At 52.4% G+C, this 19,342-nt stretch carries 18 protein-coding genes; 9 read left to right on the forward strand and 9 right to left on the reverse strand.

Going from position 1 to position 19,342, the window contains the following annotated elements; genetic code table 11:
* Positions 1-82 precede the first annotated feature (82 nt).
* The 7 genes from J4645_RS14715 (at position 83) to J4645_RS14745 (ending at position 7,290) form a co-directional block, all read left to right on the forward strand.
* Complete coding sequence (locus tag J4645_RS14715) at positions 83-727, forward strand: YtjB family periplasmic protein (protein WP_000090067.1); 645 nt, start codon at positions 83-85, stop codon at positions 725-727.
* A gap of 33 nt (positions 728-760) precedes the next feature.
* A complete protein-coding gene (gene lplA, locus J4645_RS14720; protein WP_001647421.1) occupies positions 761-1,777 on the forward strand; it encodes a lipoate--protein ligase LplA in 1,017 nt (338 codons plus the stop codon).
* 310 nt (positions 1,778-2,087) lie between these two features.
* On the forward strand, positions 2,088-2,777 hold the full coding sequence (locus tag J4645_RS14725; protein ID WP_001527213.1) for a DUF1120 domain-containing protein: 690 nt from the start codon (positions 2,088-2,090) through the stop codon (positions 2,775-2,777).
* A gap of 47 nt (positions 2,778-2,824) precedes the next feature.
* On the forward strand, positions 2,825-3,514 hold the full coding sequence (locus J4645_RS14730; RefSeq protein ID WP_000722273.1) for a DUF1120 domain-containing protein: 690 nt from the start codon (positions 2,825-2,827) through the stop codon (positions 3,512-3,514).
* A gap of 77 nt (positions 3,515-3,591) precedes the next feature.
* On the forward strand, positions 3,592-4,299 hold the full coding sequence (gene stjC, locus J4645_RS14735) for a fimbrial biogenesis chaperone StjC (protein ID WP_023214710.1): 708 nt from the start codon (positions 3,592-3,594) through the stop codon (positions 4,297-4,299).
* Positions 4,300-4,312: 13 nt separating this feature from the next.
* Complete coding sequence (locus J4645_RS14740; RefSeq protein ID WP_023376826.1) at positions 4,313-6,721, forward strand: fimbrial biogenesis outer membrane usher protein; 2,409 nt, start codon at positions 4,313-4,315, stop codon at positions 6,719-6,721.
* A complete protein-coding gene (locus tag J4645_RS14745) occupies positions 6,718-7,290 on the forward strand; it encodes a membrane protein (protein WP_000841610.1) in 573 nt (190 codons plus the stop codon). Before J4645_RS14740 ends, J4645_RS14745 begins: the two co-directional genes overlap by 4 nt.
* Positions 7,291-7,327: 37 nt before the next feature.
* Here the strand turns inward: J4645_RS14745 and deoD are convergent, their stop codons facing one another.
* The 4 genes from deoD to deoC form a co-directional block, all read right to left on the reverse strand.
* Complete coding sequence (gene deoD / locus J4645_RS14750; protein WP_000224864.1) at positions 7,328-8,047, reverse strand: purine-nucleoside phosphorylase; 720 nt, start codon at positions 8,045-8,047, stop codon at positions 7,328-7,330.
* A 209-nt stretch (positions 8,048-8,256) separates the two neighbouring features.
* Positions 8,257-9,480 carry a phosphopentomutase gene (gene deoB / locus J4645_RS14755; protein ID WP_000816459.1) on the reverse strand — a complete coding sequence of 408 codons (1,224 nt, stop codon included), beginning with the start codon at positions 9,478-9,480 and terminating at the stop codon, positions 8,257-8,259.
* Positions 9,481-9,531: 51 nt separating this feature from the next.
* The gene (deoA, locus tag J4645_RS14760) at positions 9,532-10,854 is read right to left on the reverse strand and encodes a thymidine phosphorylase (protein ID WP_001647417.1); all 1,323 of its coding nucleotides are present in this window, start codon (positions 10,852-10,854) and stop codon (positions 9,532-9,534) included.
* Between the two features lie 123 nt (positions 10,855-10,977).
* Positions 10,978-11,757 carry a deoxyribose-phosphate aldolase gene (gene deoC / locus J4645_RS14765; protein WP_001519713.1) on the reverse strand — a complete coding sequence of 260 codons (780 nt, stop codon included), beginning with the start codon at positions 11,755-11,757 and terminating at the stop codon, positions 10,978-10,980.
* Between the two features lie 259 nt (positions 11,758-12,016).
* On the opposite strand from deoC, the gene J4645_RS14770 reads away from it, so the two are divergent.
* Together J4645_RS14770 and J4645_RS14775 are read left to right on the forward strand one after the other, a co-directional pair.
* On the forward strand, positions 12,017-13,567 hold the full coding sequence (locus tag J4645_RS14770; protein ID WP_001111686.1) for a YjjI family glycine radical enzyme: 1,551 nt from the start codon (positions 12,017-12,019) through the stop codon (positions 13,565-13,567).
* A complete protein-coding gene (locus J4645_RS14775) occupies positions 13,539-14,402 on the forward strand; it encodes a YjjW family glycine radical enzyme activase (RefSeq protein ID WP_001064951.1) in 864 nt (287 codons plus the stop codon). Before J4645_RS14770 ends, J4645_RS14775 begins: the two co-directional genes overlap by 29 nt.
* Before the next feature lie 32 nt (positions 14,403-14,434).
* On the opposite strand, the gene J4645_RS14780 is transcribed toward J4645_RS14775, so the two are convergent.
* From J4645_RS14780 to prfC, 5 genes are all read right to left on the reverse strand, one after another.
* Entirely contained in the window at positions 14,435-15,208 is a 774-nt protein-coding gene (locus J4645_RS14780; protein WP_000119022.1) for a metal-dependent hydrolase, read from the reverse strand.
* Positions 15,205-16,278, reverse strand: coding sequence for a patatin family protein (locus J4645_RS14785; RefSeq protein WP_000531540.1), 1,074 nt, complete (start codon positions 16,276-16,278; stop codon positions 15,205-15,207). The genes J4645_RS14780 and J4645_RS14785 overlap by 4 nt, the downstream gene beginning before the upstream one ends.
* A gap of 123 nt (positions 16,279-16,401) precedes the next feature.
* Entirely contained in the window at positions 16,402-16,563 is a 162-nt protein-coding gene (locus J4645_RS14790) for a DUF1328 family protein (RefSeq protein WP_000490276.1), read from the reverse strand.
* A 128-nt stretch (positions 16,564-16,691) separates the two neighbouring features.
* Positions 16,692-17,309 (reverse strand): molecular chaperone OsmY, encoded by a 618-nt coding sequence (gene osmY, locus J4645_RS14795; RefSeq protein ID WP_000178963.1) that lies wholly within the window; start codon positions 17,307-17,309, stop codon positions 16,692-16,694.
* A gap of 401 nt (positions 17,310-17,710) precedes the next feature.
* On the reverse strand, positions 17,711-19,300 hold the full coding sequence (gene prfC, locus J4645_RS14800) for a peptide chain release factor 3 (RefSeq protein ID WP_000175965.1): 1,590 nt from the start codon (positions 19,298-19,300) through the stop codon (positions 17,711-17,713).
* Positions 19,301-19,342 lie beyond the last annotated feature (42 nt).

Raw genomic sequence — 19,342 nt, forward strand, 5'->3', positions numbered from 1 at the left:
CCCCGCGGAAAATAACGCATGAGGCTACCTTGTAACCATCGCTTCTGGCAACATTAAGCCTCAAATTTTCAGCAGGTGGAATATGGCTCGCGCAAAACTGAAATTTCGGCTGCATCGTGCAGTCATTGTATTGTTCTGTCTCACACTGCTCGTCGCGCTCATGCAGGGCGCGTCCTGGTTTAGTCAAAACCACCAGCGACAGCGCAATCCGCAGCTGGAAGAGCTGGCCCGCACGCTGGCGCGCCAGGTGACGCTCAACATCGCCCCGCTGATGCGCAGCGAAACACCGGATGAAAATCGCATCAACGCCGTGCTGCGTCAGCTCACGCAAGAGAGCCGTATTCTGGATGCCGGCGTCTATGATGAACAGGGCGATCTTATTACTCGCGCTGGCGAAAGCGTCAACGTGCGCGACAGGCTGGCGCTGGATGGCAAAAAAGCGGGCAGCTATTTTAACCAACAAATTGTCGAGCCTATCCAGGGCAAAAACGGCCCATTGGGCTACCTGCGTCTGACTCTGGATACCCACACGCTGGCCACCGAAGCAAAGCAGGTCGATAACACCACCAACATTCTACGCCTGATGCTGCTACTCTCGCTGGCGATAGGCGTGGTGCTGACGCGCACCTTGCTACAAGGTAAACGCACCCGCTGGCAGCAGTCGCCCTTCCTGTTAACGGCCAGCAAGCCTGTTCCGGAAGAGGAAGAGCGTGAGGAAAAAGAGTAAAATGACGGCTTAATAAAGGTAAGGAAAACCACCATGACTACATTACGCCTGCTTATTTCTGACTCTTACGATCCCTGGTTTAACCTGGCGGTCGAGGAGTGCATTTTCCGCCAGATGCCCGCCACCCAGCGCGTGCTGTTCCTGTGGCGCAACGCGGATACGGTGGTCATTGGACGCGCGCAAAACCCGTGGAAAGAGTGTAATACGCGGCGTATGGAAGAAGATAACGTCCGTCTGGCCCGCCGTAGCAGCGGCGGCGGCGCGGTATTCCATGACCTCGGTAATACCTGTTTTACCTTTATGGCCGGTAAACCGGAATACGATAAAACCATCTCCACCCATATTGTGCTCGCGGCGCTGAATTCACTGGGGGTCATGGCCGATGCTTCGGGACGCAACGATCTGGTCGTAAAAACGCCGGACGGCGATCGCAAAGTCTCCGGTTCAGCCTATCGCGAAACCAAAGATCGCGGTTTCCATCACGGTACGCTGCTATTGAACGCCGACCTCAGCCGTCTGGCGAACTATCTGAATCCCGATAAAAAGAAACTTGCGGCGAAAGGGATTACCTCCGTTCGCTCCCGCGTGGCTAATCTTACCGAGCTATTACCGGGTATCACCCATCAACAGGTCTGCCAGGCGGTCACGGAAGCCTTTTTCGCTCATTACGGCGAACGTGTCGACGCGGAAGTGATTTCACCGGATAAAACGCCGGATCTGCCGAATTTTGCCGAAACCTTTGCGCGCCAGAGCAGTTGGGAGTGGAATTTCGGCCAGGCACCGGCGTTCAGCCATCTGCTGGACGAACGCTTCACCTGGGGCGGCGTCGAGCTGCATTTTGACGTCGAGAAAGGTCATATCACCCGTGCGCAGGTGTTTACCGATAGCCTGAACCCGGCACCGCTGGAAGCGCTGGCGGGGCGACTGCAAGGGTGTTTGTACCGCGCGGATATGCTGCAACAGGCGTGCGAAGCGTTACTGGTTGATTTCCCGGAGCAGGAAAAAGAACTGCGGGAATTATCGGCGTGGATTGCCGGAGCAGTGCGCTAAATGAATAATATCAGAGAGATGAATGTGTCTCTGATATTATTTAAACATAACAACATATTCTGAAAAATGAGCGAATAGCACAAATAGTTAAAACACACTCGCCAACTACTATAATCTTTAAAATTAATATTATTCCCCCGCACTTCATAAACCCAGCGAATTATAAACCTTTTATCATCACCAATGATGATTAAAGTTTTTCTTAAGCAAGATTTAATTTTATTAAATTTACAACCTATCATTCTCTTCATAGAATCCCGGCGCGCATTACATGTTCTTTGGAAATATACTTAATCGTTAGGGATTACTGATGAAAAAATTATTAATAGCGACCTCTGTCGTAATAGGATTATCAGCTTCAGCGCAAGCGGTTGAATCCACTGCTGTGTTAAAACTGACTGGCGTTTTGACCAACGGCGCATGTATACCAGAGTTAAGTGGTGGTGGAGTTGTAGATTTCGGTACTAAGGCCGTTAGCGATCTGCTGCCAACTGAGACGAATCAACTGGGATACAAAGATGTGACACTCACCATTCAGTGTCTTGCACCGTCAAAAGTTGGCTGGACCGTTACCGATAACCATCCCGATTCGGTAACATCATTGACTATCGTTGACGCAACATTTAAACATCAGGACAATAGAATACCAAACTATCAGCTAGGTCTGGGTAAAACAGCAGGTGGTATCAACATTGGTTCATTCGGCCTCTCTACGGACTTGAATAATACGACCGCCGATGGAACTCAGACGAAGATGGTGGCGTCAAGTAGTAATATTCCAGATACCTGGGCTATCTCAGGAAACGAATTCGTTGCGCTTACAAATACATTTCCATTTATCACTACATATAGTGTCGGCGATGAAAATGGCCCCGTCTCTTTTACCACCGCAACATTTCCTATACGCGTAGCTGCCGCTATACAGGGAACGGACACACTGGCTATTACCGATAACACCACGCTTGATGGTCAGGCGACCTTTACACTCGTATATCTGTAACTCCAGCATTCACATGGAATATTCAACACCTCTTTAATGGAACTATAATGAAAAAAATTTTGCTTATTACTGCAATTGCAGCAGCCTTTGCTACAACCAGCGTGAATGCTGACACCACCGCCGTATTAAAAGTCACCGGTCAACTGGTTGTTGGCGGTTGCACCCCAGAACTCAGCGGCGGCGGCGTGGTTGATTACGGTACTATCCGCCTCGCCACACTTTCCGCAACCGATGTAAACCAACTGGGCACTAAAGATGTCTCTCTGAGTATCTCTTGTCCGTCTGCAACCAAAGCAGCCTGGACTATTACCGATGACCGTGCGGACACCCACCCAGGCGCATCCGTTATCTCCATAGCCAATGGCGATATGACTAATGGCACGGTGTCTGATACCACAATGTCCTACGGCGTTGGCAAAACAACCGAAGGTGTAAAAATCGGCGCGTTCTCTATTTATACCGATACCGCGAACGTTACCGCTGACGGTGTAAAATCTGACGCTATCTCAGGAACCGTTGATAGCCCAGTCTGGCAGAAGTCCACCACCGGGATTATCAAAAACGGCAATATGGAAATGTTTACCGTTGCTACAAAAGGTACTACCGAACCTGTTCCGTATACCCTTGCCATTTTCCCGCTGAAAACCTCACTGGCTATTCAGGATACTGCAACGCTGGCCATTACTGATGATACTGATCTGGATGGTCAGGCAACCATCACGCTTAAATATCTCTGATCCAGACCGTATAAAAAGGTTATTGATCTGTCTCCCTTATTATGGGGAGACAGATTAAAATTAAAGGACTAATTCTGATGCCAGCAGTGACTAAACTTCCATTATTATTACTCAGCGTCCCCTTTGTTTTTTCAGCACTCTTTTCACAGGCTAACGCTGCCGGCATGGTACCGGAAACTACGCTACTGGTGATTGAAGAATCCACACACAGCGGCGTAATGAATGTTAAAAACACCGACAGCAATCCGGCTTTGTTATATACCACCGTCGTTGATTTACCTGACGACAATGGTGTGAAGCTGGATGTCACTCAACCGGTTGTTCGCGTTGAAGCAGGCCAGCAGCAGCAACTACGCTTTATTATGGAAAGCACGGAACCGCTCACCGTCGAGCACTATAAGCGCGTCACGTTTGAAGGTATTCCTCCGAAATCTACCAATAAGGGAATGAAAATAGGTTTTAATCTACGCCAGGATTTGCCGGTATTAATTCGTCCTAAAAATCTACCGGTCGTTACTGATGCCTGGAAATTATTAACCTGGTCCAGAAACGGACAAACAATCAACGTCAAAAATCCGTCTCCCTACGTTGTACGTTTAGCCCAAAATATTACCTTCTTACCTTCCGGGGGCGAAGGCACGATTAAAAAAACCTATATTCTGCCCGGCGAAACATTGAACGTCAGTATAAAAACGCCCCTTGCTGCTGATGCATCCGTACGTTTTTACCCTGCCAGCCGTTACGGTATTGAAGTCCCCAGCTTTACCTCACCGCTGGTGCCGTGATGAGAGCTAGCACGTGAAGTATTTAAAACTGCCGCTATACATCAAAACTGCGCTTTATTGCTCACTAGCGACCACGACGTTTTCGGCTCTGGCGGAGGAGCTGAATTTTGACATGGGTATTCTCACCTCCAGAGGCATTAGCCCCAACGTGGCACAATATTTTTCCCGTGCGCCGCGTTTTCTACCAGGCAGCCACACCGTCATGGTAAAGATCAATGGCGTAAATAGAGGGTCGTTGGTCGCGCGTTTCGACTCAGAAGGCCAGCTTTGCGTGGATGACGATTTCCTCAGCGCCAGCGGGCTAGTACCGCTTAATATCAGCGCCAAAGAAACATGCCATAGCCTACAAGAAGATTATCCCTCAGCGATTATTACCCCACTGCCAAACAGTGAATCGCTGGAGCTTTTTGTTCCGGCGCAGGCTCTGGATAATAACTTACTATCGCTAAACAACGTGATTAAAGGCGGCACCGCCGGGTTATTTAACTATAACCTGTACGCCAGTCGCAGCGAGTCATCAGGTAGCGATAGCCGAAACTATGCCCAGGCAAACCTTGAAGCTGGCTTAAACTTCGCGGAATGGACGCTGCGCAGCCGCTACATGCTGACGAATAATGATGGAGAATACCGTACCGATAGTCTATATACCTATGCGGAGCACGTATTTCAGGCACAAAAAATGCGCGCGCAAGTTGGGCAGATCAACGTCAACTCCAGTCTATTCAGTGGCGCGCCGATCAACGGCGTACAGCTTATCCCTGAACAAGGGCTGGCACAGGATACACAAGGCGTAACCATTAACGGTATTGCCCGAACCCACCAGGCTCGCGTTGAAGTTCGTCAGTCCGGACAGATTATTTATACCGCACCAGTGAACGCTGGGGCATTTACCCTTGAAAATGTCCCCATCATACGCAGCAATACCGACCTTAACGTCAGCGTCGTTGAAACCGATGGCTCAACGACAACCTTCACGGTGCCGGCAGTATCCTTTAATTTACGCGAACTCACGCCCGCAGGCTTGACAATGTCCATAGGGCGCGTACGTGATACCACCAGCGACTATTCTCTCCCCTGGATCTATAACATCAGCGATGGTTGGAAACTGAGTGAAAACTGGCTGGCGCAGGCGTCTGGCGTACTGGCACAAGACTATCAAGCGGCAGGAGGTATGCTGCAATGGCTTCCAACCAACAAATGGACGTTTTCCGGCTCAATGCTGGGCAGTAAAGCGTCCTTTGGCGAATCTCTGCAGGGTGCGAAAAGTGAACTACGCGCCAGCATGGCGCTGCCCGGGGAAATTAGCCTTGACGTCAGTACCGCCCGCTACAGCGACGGATATCGAGAGTTAACGGATGCGCTCAATAAAGATGCTTACGAATACCAAAGCAGCTCCAGTGCTAATATCGCCTGGAACCATAATCTGTTAGGTACCTTCTCTCTGGGTTATTACACTTATCAGGCTACGGATAATGACAACGACTCTCGCAGTATAATGGCTTCCTGGGGCAAAACATTTAAATATGCCTCAATTACCGCTAACTGGCAGCACGCTGTTAATCAGGATGATGAGAATCATAACGGCAGTAATGATGATGATATGTTTTACATCAACATCAGCATTCCACTAGGTGAGCAGCGCGTCGGCGCTTATATGCGTAATCAAGGTGATAAAACAACCTACGGGCTACAAAATAATGGTTCGCTGAGTAAAGATACCCATTACTATATTTCTGCGGATCGTGATGCAAAAAACCAGCAAAATAGCTTCAACGGTAATCTCAATAGCAATCTCCATTACACTCAACTCAGCGTGGGCGGCGGCACTGATGGCGATAATTACCGCAACTATAACGCAACCTTCAGCGGGGGCATCGCTGCACACGAACATGGCATAACGTTCTCGCCTTACACCATCAAAAATACCTTTGCTATCGCACGCCTGAGTGAACCAGAAAGCGGCATTGAAATCGCCACGCCACAGGGGCGAATCTGGACTGACCACTGGGGGCAGGCCGTCATTCCGGGGCTAACTGAATGGCGGAAATCCCGCGTAGAGGTTAATGCGAATACGCTACCAAAGAGTATGGAACTGGCAAACGGTATTAAGAATATTACCGTCGCGCACAGCGCTTTTCGGGTACTGGATTTCAACGTGCTGAATACACGCCGTGTGATGCTGGCAGTAAAGCGTCCGGACGGCTCATGGCTACCTAAAGGCACCAGCATTGTAGATGAAAAAAATAACTATTTGGTCAGCGCTGTCGACAGCGGACGCGTATTTATCACCGATGTTGCGGATAATCCTGCGTTATATGCCGCTGATGATGATATGAATCGTCTGTGTCGCATCCACTACACGCTGCAGAAAATCCAGGATAAAGAGGCATTTTATGAAACGGCAAAGGGAGTCTGTCAATGAAATCCAACAGCAAATGGTTGAGGATTGCTATATGTTGTATCTTCACCGCACTACTCCCTCCATCAGCCCGTGCCGACGATGACTGCCAAATAACGTTCTCTTCGCCAAACGTCAGCTTTGGCTGGCTTAAGCAAGATGATATCGTCAATTCTCAGCAAGGCTGGAATCAAATGTCTTCACAGGAGATTCACGTTAGTGTGAGTTGCCCAAAAAGCCAGAATATTGCTCTTTTTGTGCAGGCCTCTGCGGGGGAAAAGGGACGATTTTATTTTGGAAATAACGGTGGTCTCGTCGTACGTGTTAGTCAGATGATAGTAGATGGTAAAAGTTATCCTATTGCCAGCACCCTTGATAGAGTGAGCTTTGCTCCCAATGACAGTGCCCTGGATAGTCTGTTGCTACATAATAACAACGGTATTATCGCGATGGATAATAACCAGCAGGTCAGTGGGAAAATGATGAACGTCACGCTGACATTAACACCTGTCTTGAACGATAATCAATTTACACATTCTACCGATACGGTCATGCTAGAAAGCAATTTACAGTGGGAAGTGCTGACGAAATAAACGATGAAGGGGGCCTGCTCTGGCCCCCTTCACAATCTTACTCTTTATCGCCCAGCAGTACGGATTCCAGCGCGATTTTGATCATGTCGTTGAAGGTCGTCTGACGCTCAGCGGCTGTGGTCTGCTCGTGGGTACGGATGTGGTCAGACACGGTGCAGATGGTCAGCGCTTTCGCGCCAAACTCAGCCGCAACGCCGTAGATACCCGCCGCTTCCATCTCTACGCCCAGTACGCCGTATTTTTCCATCACGTCGAACATTTCGCCGTCCGGAGAGTAGAACAGGTCTGCGGAGAACAGGTTGCCCACGCGCGCGTCTACGCCCAGCGCTTTTGCCGCATCAACTGCGTTACGTACCATGTCGAAGTCAGCGATAGCCGCGAAGTCATGATCTTTAAAACGGATACGGTTCACTTTGGAGTCGGTGCAGGCACCCATACCGATCACCACGTCGCGCAGTTTGACGTCCATGCGCACAGCGCCGCAGGAGCCGACGCGAATGATTTTCTTCACACCGAAATCGGTGATCAGCTCTTTGGTGTAGATGGAGCAGGACGGGATACCCATACCGTGGCCCATCACGGAGATCTTACGGCCTTTGTAAGTCCCGGTGAAACCTAACATGCCGCGAACGTTGTTCACTTCGCGAACATCTTCGAGGAAAGTCTCAGCAATGTGCTTCGCGCGCAGCGGGTCGCCCGGCATCAATACGACGTCAGCGAAATCACCCATTTCTGCATTAATATGTGGAGTTGCCATCTTCAGTTCCCTTTAAATTTGTTGTTATTGCCTGATGGCGGCTACGCCTTATCAGGCCTACAAAACGTCTGTAAAAACAGTGAAATACCCTAAGGATTTCGCGTTGTAGGAAGGCGACGAATTCGTGAATCCCCGGGAGCATAGATAAACTATGTGACCGGGGTGAGCGAATGAAGTCAACGCATCTACAGCGCGAAAGACAACGGGTATCACAGCATGTTTTTACCGTAATCCATTGGCGATGTACCAAAGTAGGTCGCCAGCGTCTGGCCGATATCCGCGAAGGTTTCACGGTGACCTAAAGAGCCCGGTTTGACTTTTGGACCGTAGATCAGCACCGGAATGTGCTCACGGGTATGGTCAGTACCGGTCCAGCTCGGGTCACAGCCGTGGTCAGCGGTCAGGATCAGAATGTCATCTTCACCCACCAGCTCCATCAGCTCCGGCAGACGGCGGTCAAACAGCTCCAGACCTGCGGCGTAGCCCGCGATGTCGCGACGGTGGCCCCAGGAAGAGTCGAAGTCAACAAAGTTGGTGAAGACGATGGTTTTATCGCCCGCTTCTTTCATCTCTTTGAGGGTCGCGTCGAACAGCGCGTCCAGACCGGTCGCTTTCACTTTCTTAGTGATGCCGCAGTTGGCGTAGATGTCGGCAATCTTACCGACGGACACCACGTGGCCCTGTTTTTCATCGACCAGTTTCTGCAGCACGGTCGGCGCTGGCGGTTCTACGGCCAGGTCGTGACGGTTGCCGGTACGCTGGAAGTTACCGGCCTTGTCGCCGATAAACGGACGCGCGATCACGCGGCCAATGTTATAGCCGCCTTCGGTCAGCTCTTCACGGGCGATTTCGCACAGCTCGTAGAGTTTATCCAGGCCAAAGGTCTCTTCGTGGCAGGCAATCTGGAACACGGAGTCAGCGGAGGTGTAGAAAATCGGCTTGCCGGTTTTCATGTGCTCTTCGCCGAGCTGGTCCAGAATGACCGTACCGGAAGAGTGGCAGTTACCGAGATAGCCCGGCAGGTTGGCGCGTTTCACCAGCTTATCCAGCAGTTCCTGCGGGAAGCTGTTTTCGTGATCGCTGAAATAGCCCCAGTCGAATAGCACCGGTACGCCGGCGATTTCCCAGTGGCCGGACGGCGTATCTTTGCCGGAGGACAGTTCGTGCGCCCATGCGTATGCGCCAATAACGTCCGCGTTGCCGTCCATGCCGGCGGCAATTTTACCGGTAGAGCCTTCATGCGCTTTCACCAGACCCAGACGAGTCAGGTTAGGCAGATTCAACGGGCCCTTACGGCCATTGTCAGCTTCGCCATTGGCGCAAGCTTCTGCGATGTGGCCCAGAGTGTCGGAACCTACGTCGCCAAAACGATCCGCGTCTTCAGTAGCGCCGATGCCGAATGAGTCCAGCACCATAATAAATGCACGTTTCATATCTTCTCCGTACTTAGTGCTTCAAAAATAATTGATCAGATCAGTATACAACTATTCAGTAATTCGACGATAGACCGAAGGTGTGCTTGCTGGCGCTTTATCGTCAAGGATAATTGCCGCTTTGACGGCCTTCGCCGCTTCCTGCCAACTGGCTTCGTCTTTGGCATGAACCACCGCCAGCGGGCGCTGCCCGTCGATGCTGTCGCCCAGACGGGCCATGTCGGTAAAGCCAACGCTGTAATCAATGGTGTCAGACGCCTGACGACGGCCACCGCCCATCGAGACGACCGCCATCCCCAGCGCACGCGTATCCATTGCGCTGATAAACCCTTCGGTATCAGCATATACCGCTTTGCTCAACATGGCGGTCGGCAGGTATTTATCGTAGTTCTCAACGAAATCGCTCGGCCCTTTCTGCGCGGCCACCATACGACCAAAGACTTCTGCCGCTTTACCGTTATCCAGCACCGCCTGCAGTTTGGCACGCGCTTCGGCGTCGTCTTTCGCCAGCTGGCCGGAGATCAGCATCTCCACGCATAGCGCCATGGTAACGTCAAACAAGCGCGGATTGCGGTATTCACCGGTCAGGAACTGCACGGCTTCACGCACTTCCACCGCGTTACCGGCGCTTGAAGCCAGCACCTGGTTCATATCGGTTAACAACGCCGTAGTGCGAACTCCCGCGCCGTTTGCCACGCCGACAATCGCTTCAGCAAGGGCTTCAGAAAGTTCATAGGTTGGCATAAACGCGCCGCTGCCGACTTTGACGTCCATTACCAGCGCATCCAGCCCTTCGGCCAGTTTCTTGGCGAGGATGGAACCGGTGATCAGCGGAATAGAGTCCACCGTCGCGGTAATATCGCGGGTGGCGTAAAAACGTTTGTCCGCCGGTGCAAGCGAGCTGGTTTGCCCAATAATCGCCACACCCACGTCTTGAATAATTTCACGGAAACGGTTGTCGTCCGGGAAGATGTCGAAGCCCGGGATCGCTTCCAGTTTATCGAGCGTACCGCCGGTATGACCGAGGCCGCGACCGGAGATCATCGGCACATAACCGCCGCAGGCCGCTACCATTGGCCCCAACATCAGAGACGTCACGTCCCCTACGCCGCCGGTCGAATGCTTATCGACAATCGGGCCATTGAGATTCAGGCTTTTCCAGTCAAGGACAGTACCGGAATCCCGCATCGCCATGGTCAGCGAAACACGCTCCGGCATGGTCATATCGTGGAAGAAGATGGTCATCGCCAGGGCGGCAATCTGCCCTTCAGAGATAGTATTGTCACGAATACCATTGATAAAGAAACGAATTTCTTCGTCACTCAACGCATGACCATCACGCTTTTTACGAATAATTTCTTGTGCGAGAAACACGGTACCCTCCTGAGGGAAAAGAGTAGAAGGCTTACATCGCCGGATGGCGGTTAACGCCTTATCCGGCCTACAGGCCTGGATTTGTAGGCCGGATAAGCGCAGCGCCATCCGGCAAATCAGAGCTTAGTAGCTGCTGGCGCTCTTACCGTCGCCGTGACCCAGCGCTTTCAGCAGGCTTGCCAGCAGGCTGGATGCGCCAAAGCGGTAGTGACGAGAATCTGCCCAGTCAGCGCCAAACAGTTCGTCTGCAATCGCGAGGAATTTCTGCGCGTCTTCCGCCGTACGTACGCCGCCCGCCGGTTTGAAGCCAACGGTTTTGGAAACGCCCATGTCGCGGATCACTTCCATCATGATGCGCGCGCTTTCCGGCGTAGCGTTTACCGGCACTTTACCGGTAGAGGTTTTGATGAAATCCGCACCGGCTTTAATGGAGATTTCAGAGGCTTTACGAATCAGCGCCTCTTCTTTCAGCTCGCCGGTTTCGATGATCACTTTCAGCAATACGTTCGCTGCGGCACAAGCGTCTTTACAGGCTTTTACCAGGTCAAAACCCACCTGCTCGTTACCGGCGATCAACGCACGGTACGGGAATACCACGTCCACTTCGTCAGCGCCGTAGGCGATCGCCGCACGGGTTTCCGCCAGCGCAATATCGATGTCATCATTGCCATGCGGGAAGTTAGTCACCGTTGCAATGCGGATGTCCGGCGTACCTTGTTCTTTCAGAGTCTTACGCGCAATCGGGATAAAACGCGGGTAAATACAAATCGCCGCCGTATTCCCGACCGGGGTTTTTGCCTGATGACACAACGCGATCACTTTTTCATTGGTGTCGTCATCGTTCAGAGTGGTCAGATCCATCAGTTTGAGCGCACGCAGGCTGCTTGCTTTTAAATCAGTCATGACATTCTCCAACGGCATTGCCGTATAAAATTTCACCTTGCGAGTCTGTTAATATTCTAACATTCACTCGCGATTACACTTCGATATACATCACAGTTAATGAAAACTACGTACAAATTTGCATTACTGTAATGAGATCTGAATCAAATTATCCCGCCGTCACCGTCTGTTCTTCGAGCGATAAGCGCATCAGGATCAAAGTCGGTTTGCCGCCATTTTCTACAATAGCGCATCGTCCCGGCATAAAGAGGAAACGAAGATGCCTGCCTCATGCGAAACTGCGCTCCAGCAGCGTTGCCAGCAAATTGTGACCAGCCCGGTGCTCACGCCTGAACAAAAACGCCATTTTCTGGCGCTGGAAGCTGAAAACGCCCTGCCTTATCCCACCCTGCCGGAAGATGCCCGCCAGGCGCTGGATGAAGGCGTCATTTGCGATATGTTTGAGGGGCACGCCCCCTTCAAACCGCGCTACGTGTTGCCCGATTACGCCCGATTTCTGGCTAACGGTTCACAGTGGCTGGAACTGGAAGGCGCGAAAGATCTGGATGATGCGTTATCCCTACTCACCATTCTGTATCATCACGTACCTTCCGTGACGTCCATGCCGGTTTATCTCGGCCAGCTTGATGCGTTGCTGCAACCGTATGTTAGAATTCTAACACAAGATGCGATCGATATTCGAATAAAACGTTTCTGGCGTTATCTCGACAGAACGCTGCCAGACGCCTTTATGCATGCCAATATTGGCCCTGCCGATACGCCTGTCACACGAGCGATTTTGCGCGCTGATGCCGAGCTAAAGCAGGTGGCGCCTAACCTGACGTTTATCTACGATGCGGAAATTACGCCGGACGATCTGCTGCTGGAAGTCGCCAAAAACATTTGCGAATGCAGTAAGCCACACATTTCCAACGGCCCTGTAAATGATAAAATTTTCACAAAAGGCCATTATGGCATCGTCAGTTGTTATAACTCGCTACCGCTTGGCGGCGGCGGCAGTACGCTGGTACGTCTCAACCTGAAAGCCGTGGCAGAACGCAGTACGTCTGTCGATGACTTCTTTTCACGTACGCTACCGCACTACTGCCGACAGCAGATCGCCATCATTAATTCACGATGTGAATTCCTCTATGAAAAGTCACATTTCTTTGAGAATAGCTTTCTTGTACAGGAAGGTTTGATCGATCCCGAACGTTTTGCGCCGATGTTCGGTATGTACGGGCTGGCGGAAGCCGTGAATCTGCTGTGCGAAAACGCGGGCCTGAACGCCCGTTACGGCAAGAATGAAACGGCGAACGAGCTGGGCTACCGTATCAGCGCCCAACTGGCGGATTTCGTCGAAAATACGCCAGTGAAGTATGGCTGGAAGCAACGGGCGCTGCTCCATGCCCAGTCTGGCATAAGTTCCGATATCGGCACTACGCCGGGCGCGCGTCTGCCGTATGGCGATGAACCGGACCCTATCACCCATTTGCAAACCGTCGCACCGCACCATGCCTTTTATCATGCCGGGATCAGCGACATTCTGACGCTGGACGAAACCATCAAGCGTAATCCGCAGGCGTTGGTCCAGCTTTGTCTTGGCGCGTTCAAAGCCGGGATGCGGGAATTTACCGCCAATGTCAGCGGCAACGATCTGGTGCGCGTCACCGGTTATATGGTGCGCCTGTCGGATCTGGCGAAATTTCGCGCCGAAGGCTCGCGCACGAATACCACCTGGCTGGGAGAAGAAGCCGCACGTAATACCCGCATCCTGGAACGACAGCCACGCGTAGTCAGCCATGAACAACAGATGCGCTTTAGTCAGTAAGATCATTGCGTTTTCCTGCGTCGATGGGCCAGGCAGCCGCCTGGCATTATTCTTACAGGGCTGCAATTTGCGCTGCAAGAATTGCCATAACCCGTGGACGATGGGTCGCTGTAACGACTGCGGGGAATGCGTATCGCAGTGTCCGCATCACGCCCTCAGCGTTGATGGCGGGAAAGTGGTATGGCGGTCGGACGTCTGCGAGCAGTGCGATACCTGCCTGAAAATGTGCCCACAGCGGGCAACGCCAATGGCGCAAACCATGAGCGTTGACGATGTGCTGCGTCATATTCGTAAAGCATCGTTGTTTATTGAAGGTATTACCGTCAGCGGCGGAGAGGCGACCACGCAATTACCGTTTATTGTGGCGCTATTTACGGCGATCAAAGCCGATCCGCAGTTACAACGGCTGACCTGTCTGGTGGACAGTAATGGTCAGTTAAGCGAGACCGGCTGGCAAAAACTACTGCCGGTTTGCGACGGCGTAATGCTCGATCTGAAAGCCTGGAAGAGCGAGTGTCATCACCGTCTGACCGGACGTGATAACACGCATATTAAGCGCAGTATCCGCTTTCTTGCTGCGCGGGGAAAACTGGCGGAGCTGCGGTTGCTGGTTATCCCGGGTCAGGTGGACTATGCGGCGCATATCGATTCACTGGCGGCGTTTATTACTTCGCTGGGCGAGGTTCCGGTGCGTTTGAATGCCTTTCATGCGCATGGCGTCTATGGCGAAGCGAAAGCCTGGCCAGGCGCGACGCCGCAAGAGGTGGAACAGCTGGCTGACGGATTGCGCGCGCGTGGGGTGGCGAAACTGATTTTGCCGGCGCTATATTTGTAAGCGTCACCTACCGGACAGCGGCTGCGATGCCCTCAGAGCCGAAACAAGGTAATGGTATTGCGATACAGCGTATCGGCTATCACCTCTGCGGGCTCCGGACGTAATTCGCAGAGCGCATCAAATACTCGCGCCGCCTGCTCCGGGCGATTCGGCTGCCCCTGAAACCCCTTTAGCGGCATATCCGGCGCATCGGTCTCCAGCAACAGCGCGTCCAGCGGCAACCGCGCCATAACATCACGGGTTTTACTGGCGCGCGGGTAGGTGATGGTGCCGCCGACGCCGATTTTATAGCCCAGTCGCACAAAGCGTTCGGCCTGTTGCAGACTGCCGGCAAAACCATGCACCACACCGGTTCGCGGCAGATCCTGGCGCTTTAAGTGCATCGCCAGTTTGTCATGCGTGCGCCGCGAGTGCAGGATCACCGGCAGATCGTAGCGTTTTGCCAGTTGCAGTTGCGCGTCTAACAATCGCTCTTGCCTGGCGAACTGCGGATCGTCACGATAAAGATCGAGACCGATCTCGCCTACCGCCACGACGTTCTGTTGTTGCGCCAGCGCCTGTTGTAGCTTATCAGGATCGTCATCGGCATGACGCTCAATCACAATGGGGTGTAATCCCAGCGCAGCATAAAGCGACGGGAAACGCGCCGCCAGCGCCAGCACGCGGGGAAAGTGCGCCGCCCCGGTCGCCGGCACGATGATTTTTTCAACGCCCGCCTCACAGGCACGCTGAATACTGGCGCGCTCATCGCCCGTAAAGGGCGGGAAATCAAAATGGCAGTGTGTATCGATAAAGCGCCAGCTCACGCCAGATCCTCGTCGGTAAATGTGGTGTCGTTTGCCTGCGGCGCGCTAATGACCTCCGCCACATGCGTATCATTGGCCACCGGCGCCGGAGGCACGACCACCGTTTCCGGCACGGCAATCCGTGACGTATGGCGCAAGAGAGGCGGCGTTGCGGCGAGCAATTTACCAACGGTGGCAAGGAAATAACGCCCGCATAATTGCCCGGTTTTGTAATCCTCACGCAGCGCCGGGATACGGCTGCCCAGCGCCATGCTGTGCAGCGGTTTCGGCGGATAAATTTCAATGATCCGCAGCTTACCCGGCGGCTTTTCAATAAATTGTTGGATCGCGCTGTAGGACGTTTCATGATGCTGCACCAGGTTGACCAACGGCTGTAGACTGCTCTCTCCCAGCCAGCGCTCCATACGCTTAAACCACTGCGGCGTGTAATACATTTGCGAGGGTACGGTGCGGATCACCACAATGGTTTTCGCTCCCCGCTTTGCCGCCTCCTGAACCGGAATGGCGTCGCTAATGCCACCGTCCAGATAGTTGATGCCCTCTAACGTAACGCCGGTACGGTAGAAACCCGGTATGGCGCTGGAGGCGCGAATGATATCAAGCCAGTTTTGTTTTGTCGGCGAGAAATAGCCCGGCGTGTAATCATCCCCCCGGCAGGCGCACATATAAAAGGATTTTCCGCTGTCGAACAGGCGCGCTGCGGTATCCATTTGCAGCGGCATCCGGGCGGCGGTGGATTCTACCAGCCAGTCGAGGTCGATAAGGTTTCCTCCGCGTACAAATCGCAACGGATCAAAAAATTCGCGCCTGGTGGTATAGCGCATAATGACTTTACGCCCGTAGCCGGGCTGGTTGCAGAGATACGCCGAGAGATTTTGCGCACCGGCTGATGTGCCGAAGTAGAGATGGAAAGGATTAAACTGCGCACGCATAAACTCATCCAGCACGCCTGCGGTAAAGATGCCCCGCTGCCCCCCGCCCTCACAGACCAGCGCCATACGGCCTGGCCGGAACGGTGTTAATGATAACGGCGCAATATTGCCGAGCGTAACCGGTATTCGCTGGCCCACCTCTGCCTTCCTGTTTTTCATTTTTTTCCAGGCTGACAAGGTAACGCAAAACGTTAACGGCTAAAACCGTAAAAGCCAGTCCGCTGGACTGGCTTGATAGCAATATATCTTTACAGATGCCTGCTAGGGTCGTTTACGGCCCATGAACAGGCTGACCAGGAAGAGCACGATCCCGACGACGAAGACGATTTTCGCCGCGCCGGCAGCCGTACCAGCCAGTCCACCAAAACCCAATGCGGCGGCAATTAACGCGATAACCAGAAATATAATGCCCCAACGAAACATAAGCCTCTCCTTTACCATAGTTAATGTCGACCGCTAAATATGAGCGCTCAGGCTACTCATTCGCGATATTTTTAGTGTGGTGCACATTACGCCTCCCGACAAACGTCGGGAGGACGAATTACGACGAATTACTGAACTTTCAGATCGTTTTTAACACTTTTTACGCCATCAACGGCTTTCGCGATGCTTTCAGCGCGGTCGCTTTGTTCCTGAGTTTCAACGGTACCGGAGAGCTGTACGACGCCATCGGTCGTTTCCACTTTTACTTTACGGGAAGGGACGAGATCGTCCGCCAGCAACTTGGCTTTGACTTCACTGGTCGTGGCCGTATCACCGGCATAACCTTTCACGGAACCTTCTTTATTGTCGCGAACGTGAAGTTTGTCGCTAACGGAGGTCACGCCTTCTACGCCTTTCGCCACTTTCACGGCGGCTTCAGCCTGCGCCTGACTTTCTACAAAGCCGCTCAGGGTGACGACTTTCTGATTGGTTTCGACAGAAATATCGGTGCTTTTAATATTGTCATGGTCTACCAGCGCAGCTTTTACTTTCGCAGTGATAGCGCTGTCATCCATGAAGTTACCGACTTTATTCATAGAGCTATCGACTTTTTGCCCTGCGGTTTCGGTTCCGCTTTGCGCCTTGTCCGTTGTTGCGTTTTCTGCAAAGGCAGAACCTGTCGCAACGGCAGAGGTCAACATTACGGCCAGCAGAGTTTTAGAAATCTTCAGTCTTGTCATAGTCATCGATTTTGTCCTGTATAGTTTGCTCGTAATTTGAGCTCAGGCAACACGAGGTTGCATTGCTGAATGCGGTGAAACTCACCGGTTTCTGAAGTCAATGACTGGCATCACATTCGTGAATTTGTAACGACGCGTCGCCTGCCACCCTTCCGTTTCAGTTATTAATATCGTGACTGAAACAAATCTCAGCTTTAAGCTCTCATATTCACGCATTGAACAGGCATTAAAGCCGACATTTATGTCATCACTTTGTTAAATATAGATCACAATTTTAAAATCGCTTGTCGGTGCGTATAAAAAACAGGCAGATCGGAGAAAAAACGCGGGATTTAAGAACATTCCGTAAGCGGTTAAAAAGGCAGGGAAAGTACGAAGGCGCGGCGGATGCCGCGCCCGGAAAGGGATCAGTGTTCGCGCGTTTTACGGAACTGAACGTCAGGGTAACGTTCCTGGGTCAGGTTCAGGTTAACCATCGTGGGGGCGATATAGGTGAGGTTGTCGCCGCCATCCAGCGCCAGCTGCGTTTCATTCTTACGCTTAAACTCTTCGAATTTCTTCGCATCGGCGCTTTCCACCCAGCGCGCCGTCGCCACGTTGACGGATTCATAAATCGCCTCAACGTTGTATTCGCTTTTCAGACGCGCGACAACAACGTCAAACTGCAAAACGCCCACGGCGCCGACAATCAGATCGTTGTTGGAGATGGGACGGAATACCTGAACCGCCCCCTCTTCAGAAAGCTGCACCAGCCCTTTCAGTAGCTGCTTCTGCTTGAGCGGATCTTTCAGGCGAATACGACGGAACAGTTCCGGCGCAAAGTTCGGGATACCGGTAAACTTCATCATCTCGCCCTGAGTGAAGGTATCGCCGATCTGAATGGTGCCGTGGTTATGCAGACCCAAAATATCGCCCGGGTACGCTTCTTCAACGTGCGAACGGTCGCCCGCCATAAAAGTTAACGCGTCGGAAATCACCACATCTTTGCCAGTACGGACCTGGCGTAGCTTCATGCCCTTCTCATACTTACCGGAAACCACGCGCATAAACGCCACGCGGTCGCGGTGTTTCGGGTCCATATTGGCCTGAATTTTAAAGACAAAACCGGTGAATTTCTCTTCCGAGGCTTCCACTGTGCGGGTATCGGTTTGACGCGGCATCGGCGCGGGCGCCCACGCCACCAAACCATCCAGCATATGGTCAACGCCAAAGTTACCCAGCGCGGTACCGAAAAATACCGGGGTAATTTCCCCTGCCAGGAACAGCTCTTCATCAAACTCGTTAGACGCGCCCTGCACCAGTTCCAGCTCGTCGCGCAGCTGCTGCGCCAGGTCTTCACCCACGGCGGCGTCCAGATCCGGGTTATTCAGCCCTTTAACGATGCGCACTTCCTGAATGGTGTGGCCCTTACCGGTCTGATACAGATAAGTTTCATCTTTATAAAGGTGATAAACGCCCTTAAACAGCTTGCCGCAGCCAATCGGCCAGGTGATCGGCGCGCAGCCGATTTTCAGCTCGTTCTCGACTTCATCCAGCAGCTCCATCGGGTCGCGGATATCACGGTCGAGTTTGTTCATAAAGGTCAGGATTGGCGTATCACGCAGACGGGTAACTTCCATCAGCTTACGAGTCCTGTCCTCAACGCCTTTTGCGGCGTCGATCACCATCAGACAGCAGTCCACCGCCGTCAGGGTACGGTAGGTATCTTCGGAGAAGTCTTCGTGCCCCGGGGTGTCCAGCAGGTTCACCAGACAGTCGTGATACGGGAACTGCATCACCGAGGTGGTGATAGAGATACCACGCTGTTTTTCCATCTCCATCCAGTCAGATTTTGCATGTTGGCTGGAGCCACGGCCTTTTACCGTACCGGCAGTCTGAATCGCCTGTCCGAACAGCAACACTTTTTCGGTAATGGTGGTTTTACCGGCGTCCGGGTGAGAAATAATGGCAAAAGTGCGGCGTTTGGCCACCTCTTGCAAATAAGGAGACAACGTCATAGTCAAATCTTCTTGAGTAAGCGCGGCGTTTGACCACGCATG

It is taken from the genome of Salmonella sp. 32082101201600294FB01SM01, assembly GCF_017572865.1.
Taxonomy (GTDB): domain Bacteria; phylum Pseudomonadota; class Gammaproteobacteria; order Enterobacterales; family Enterobacteriaceae; genus Salmonella; species Salmonella enterica.

Coding starts and splice junctions, on each gene's coding strand:
- deoB (WP_000816459.1), bottom strand. CDS start 9,480: ATGAAACGTGCATTTATTATGGTGCTGGACTCATTCGGCATCGGCGCT.
- osmY (WP_000178963.1), bottom strand. CDS start 17,309: ATGACTATGACAAGACTGAAGATTTCTAAAACTCTGCTGGCCGTAATG.
- J4645_RS14745 (WP_000841610.1), top strand. CDS start 6,718: ATGAAATCCAACAGCAAATGGTTGAGGATTGCTATATGTTGTATCTTC.
- J4645_RS14770 (WP_001111686.1), top strand. CDS start 12,017: ATGCCTGCCTCATGCGAAACTGCGCTCCAGCAGCGTTGCCAGCAAATT.
- deoC (WP_001519713.1), bottom strand. CDS start 11,757: ATGACTGATTTAAAAGCAAGCAGCCTGCGTGCGCTCAAACTGATGGAT.
- J4645_RS14730 (WP_000722273.1), top strand. CDS start 2,825: ATGAAAAAAATTTTGCTTATTACTGCAATTGCAGCAGCCTTTGCTACA.
- J4645_RS14715 (WP_000090067.1), top strand. CDS start 83: ATGGCTCGCGCAAAACTGAAATTTCGGCTGCATCGTGCAGTCATTGTA.
- J4645_RS14790 (WP_000490276.1), bottom strand. CDS start 16,563: ATGTTTCGTTGGGGCATTATATTTCTGGTTATCGCGTTAATTGCCGCC.
- J4645_RS14775 (WP_001064951.1), top strand. CDS start 13,539: ATGAACAACAGATGCGCTTTAGTCAGTAAGATCATTGCGTTTTCCTGC.
- J4645_RS14725 (WP_001527213.1), top strand. CDS start 2,088: ATGAAAAAATTATTAATAGCGACCTCTGTCGTAATAGGATTATCAGCT.
- lplA (WP_001647421.1), top strand. CDS start 761: ATGACTACATTACGCCTGCTTATTTCTGACTCTTACGATCCCTGGTTT.
- prfC (WP_000175965.1), bottom strand. CDS start 19,300: ATGACGTTGTCTCCTTATTTGCAAGAGGTGGCCAAACGCCGCACTTTT.
- deoD (WP_000224864.1), bottom strand. CDS start 8,047: ATGGCAACTCCACATATTAATGCAGAAATGGGTGATTTCGCTGACGTC.
- stjC (WP_023214710.1), top strand. CDS start 3,592: ATGCCAGCAGTGACTAAACTTCCATTATTATTACTCAGCGTCCCCTTT.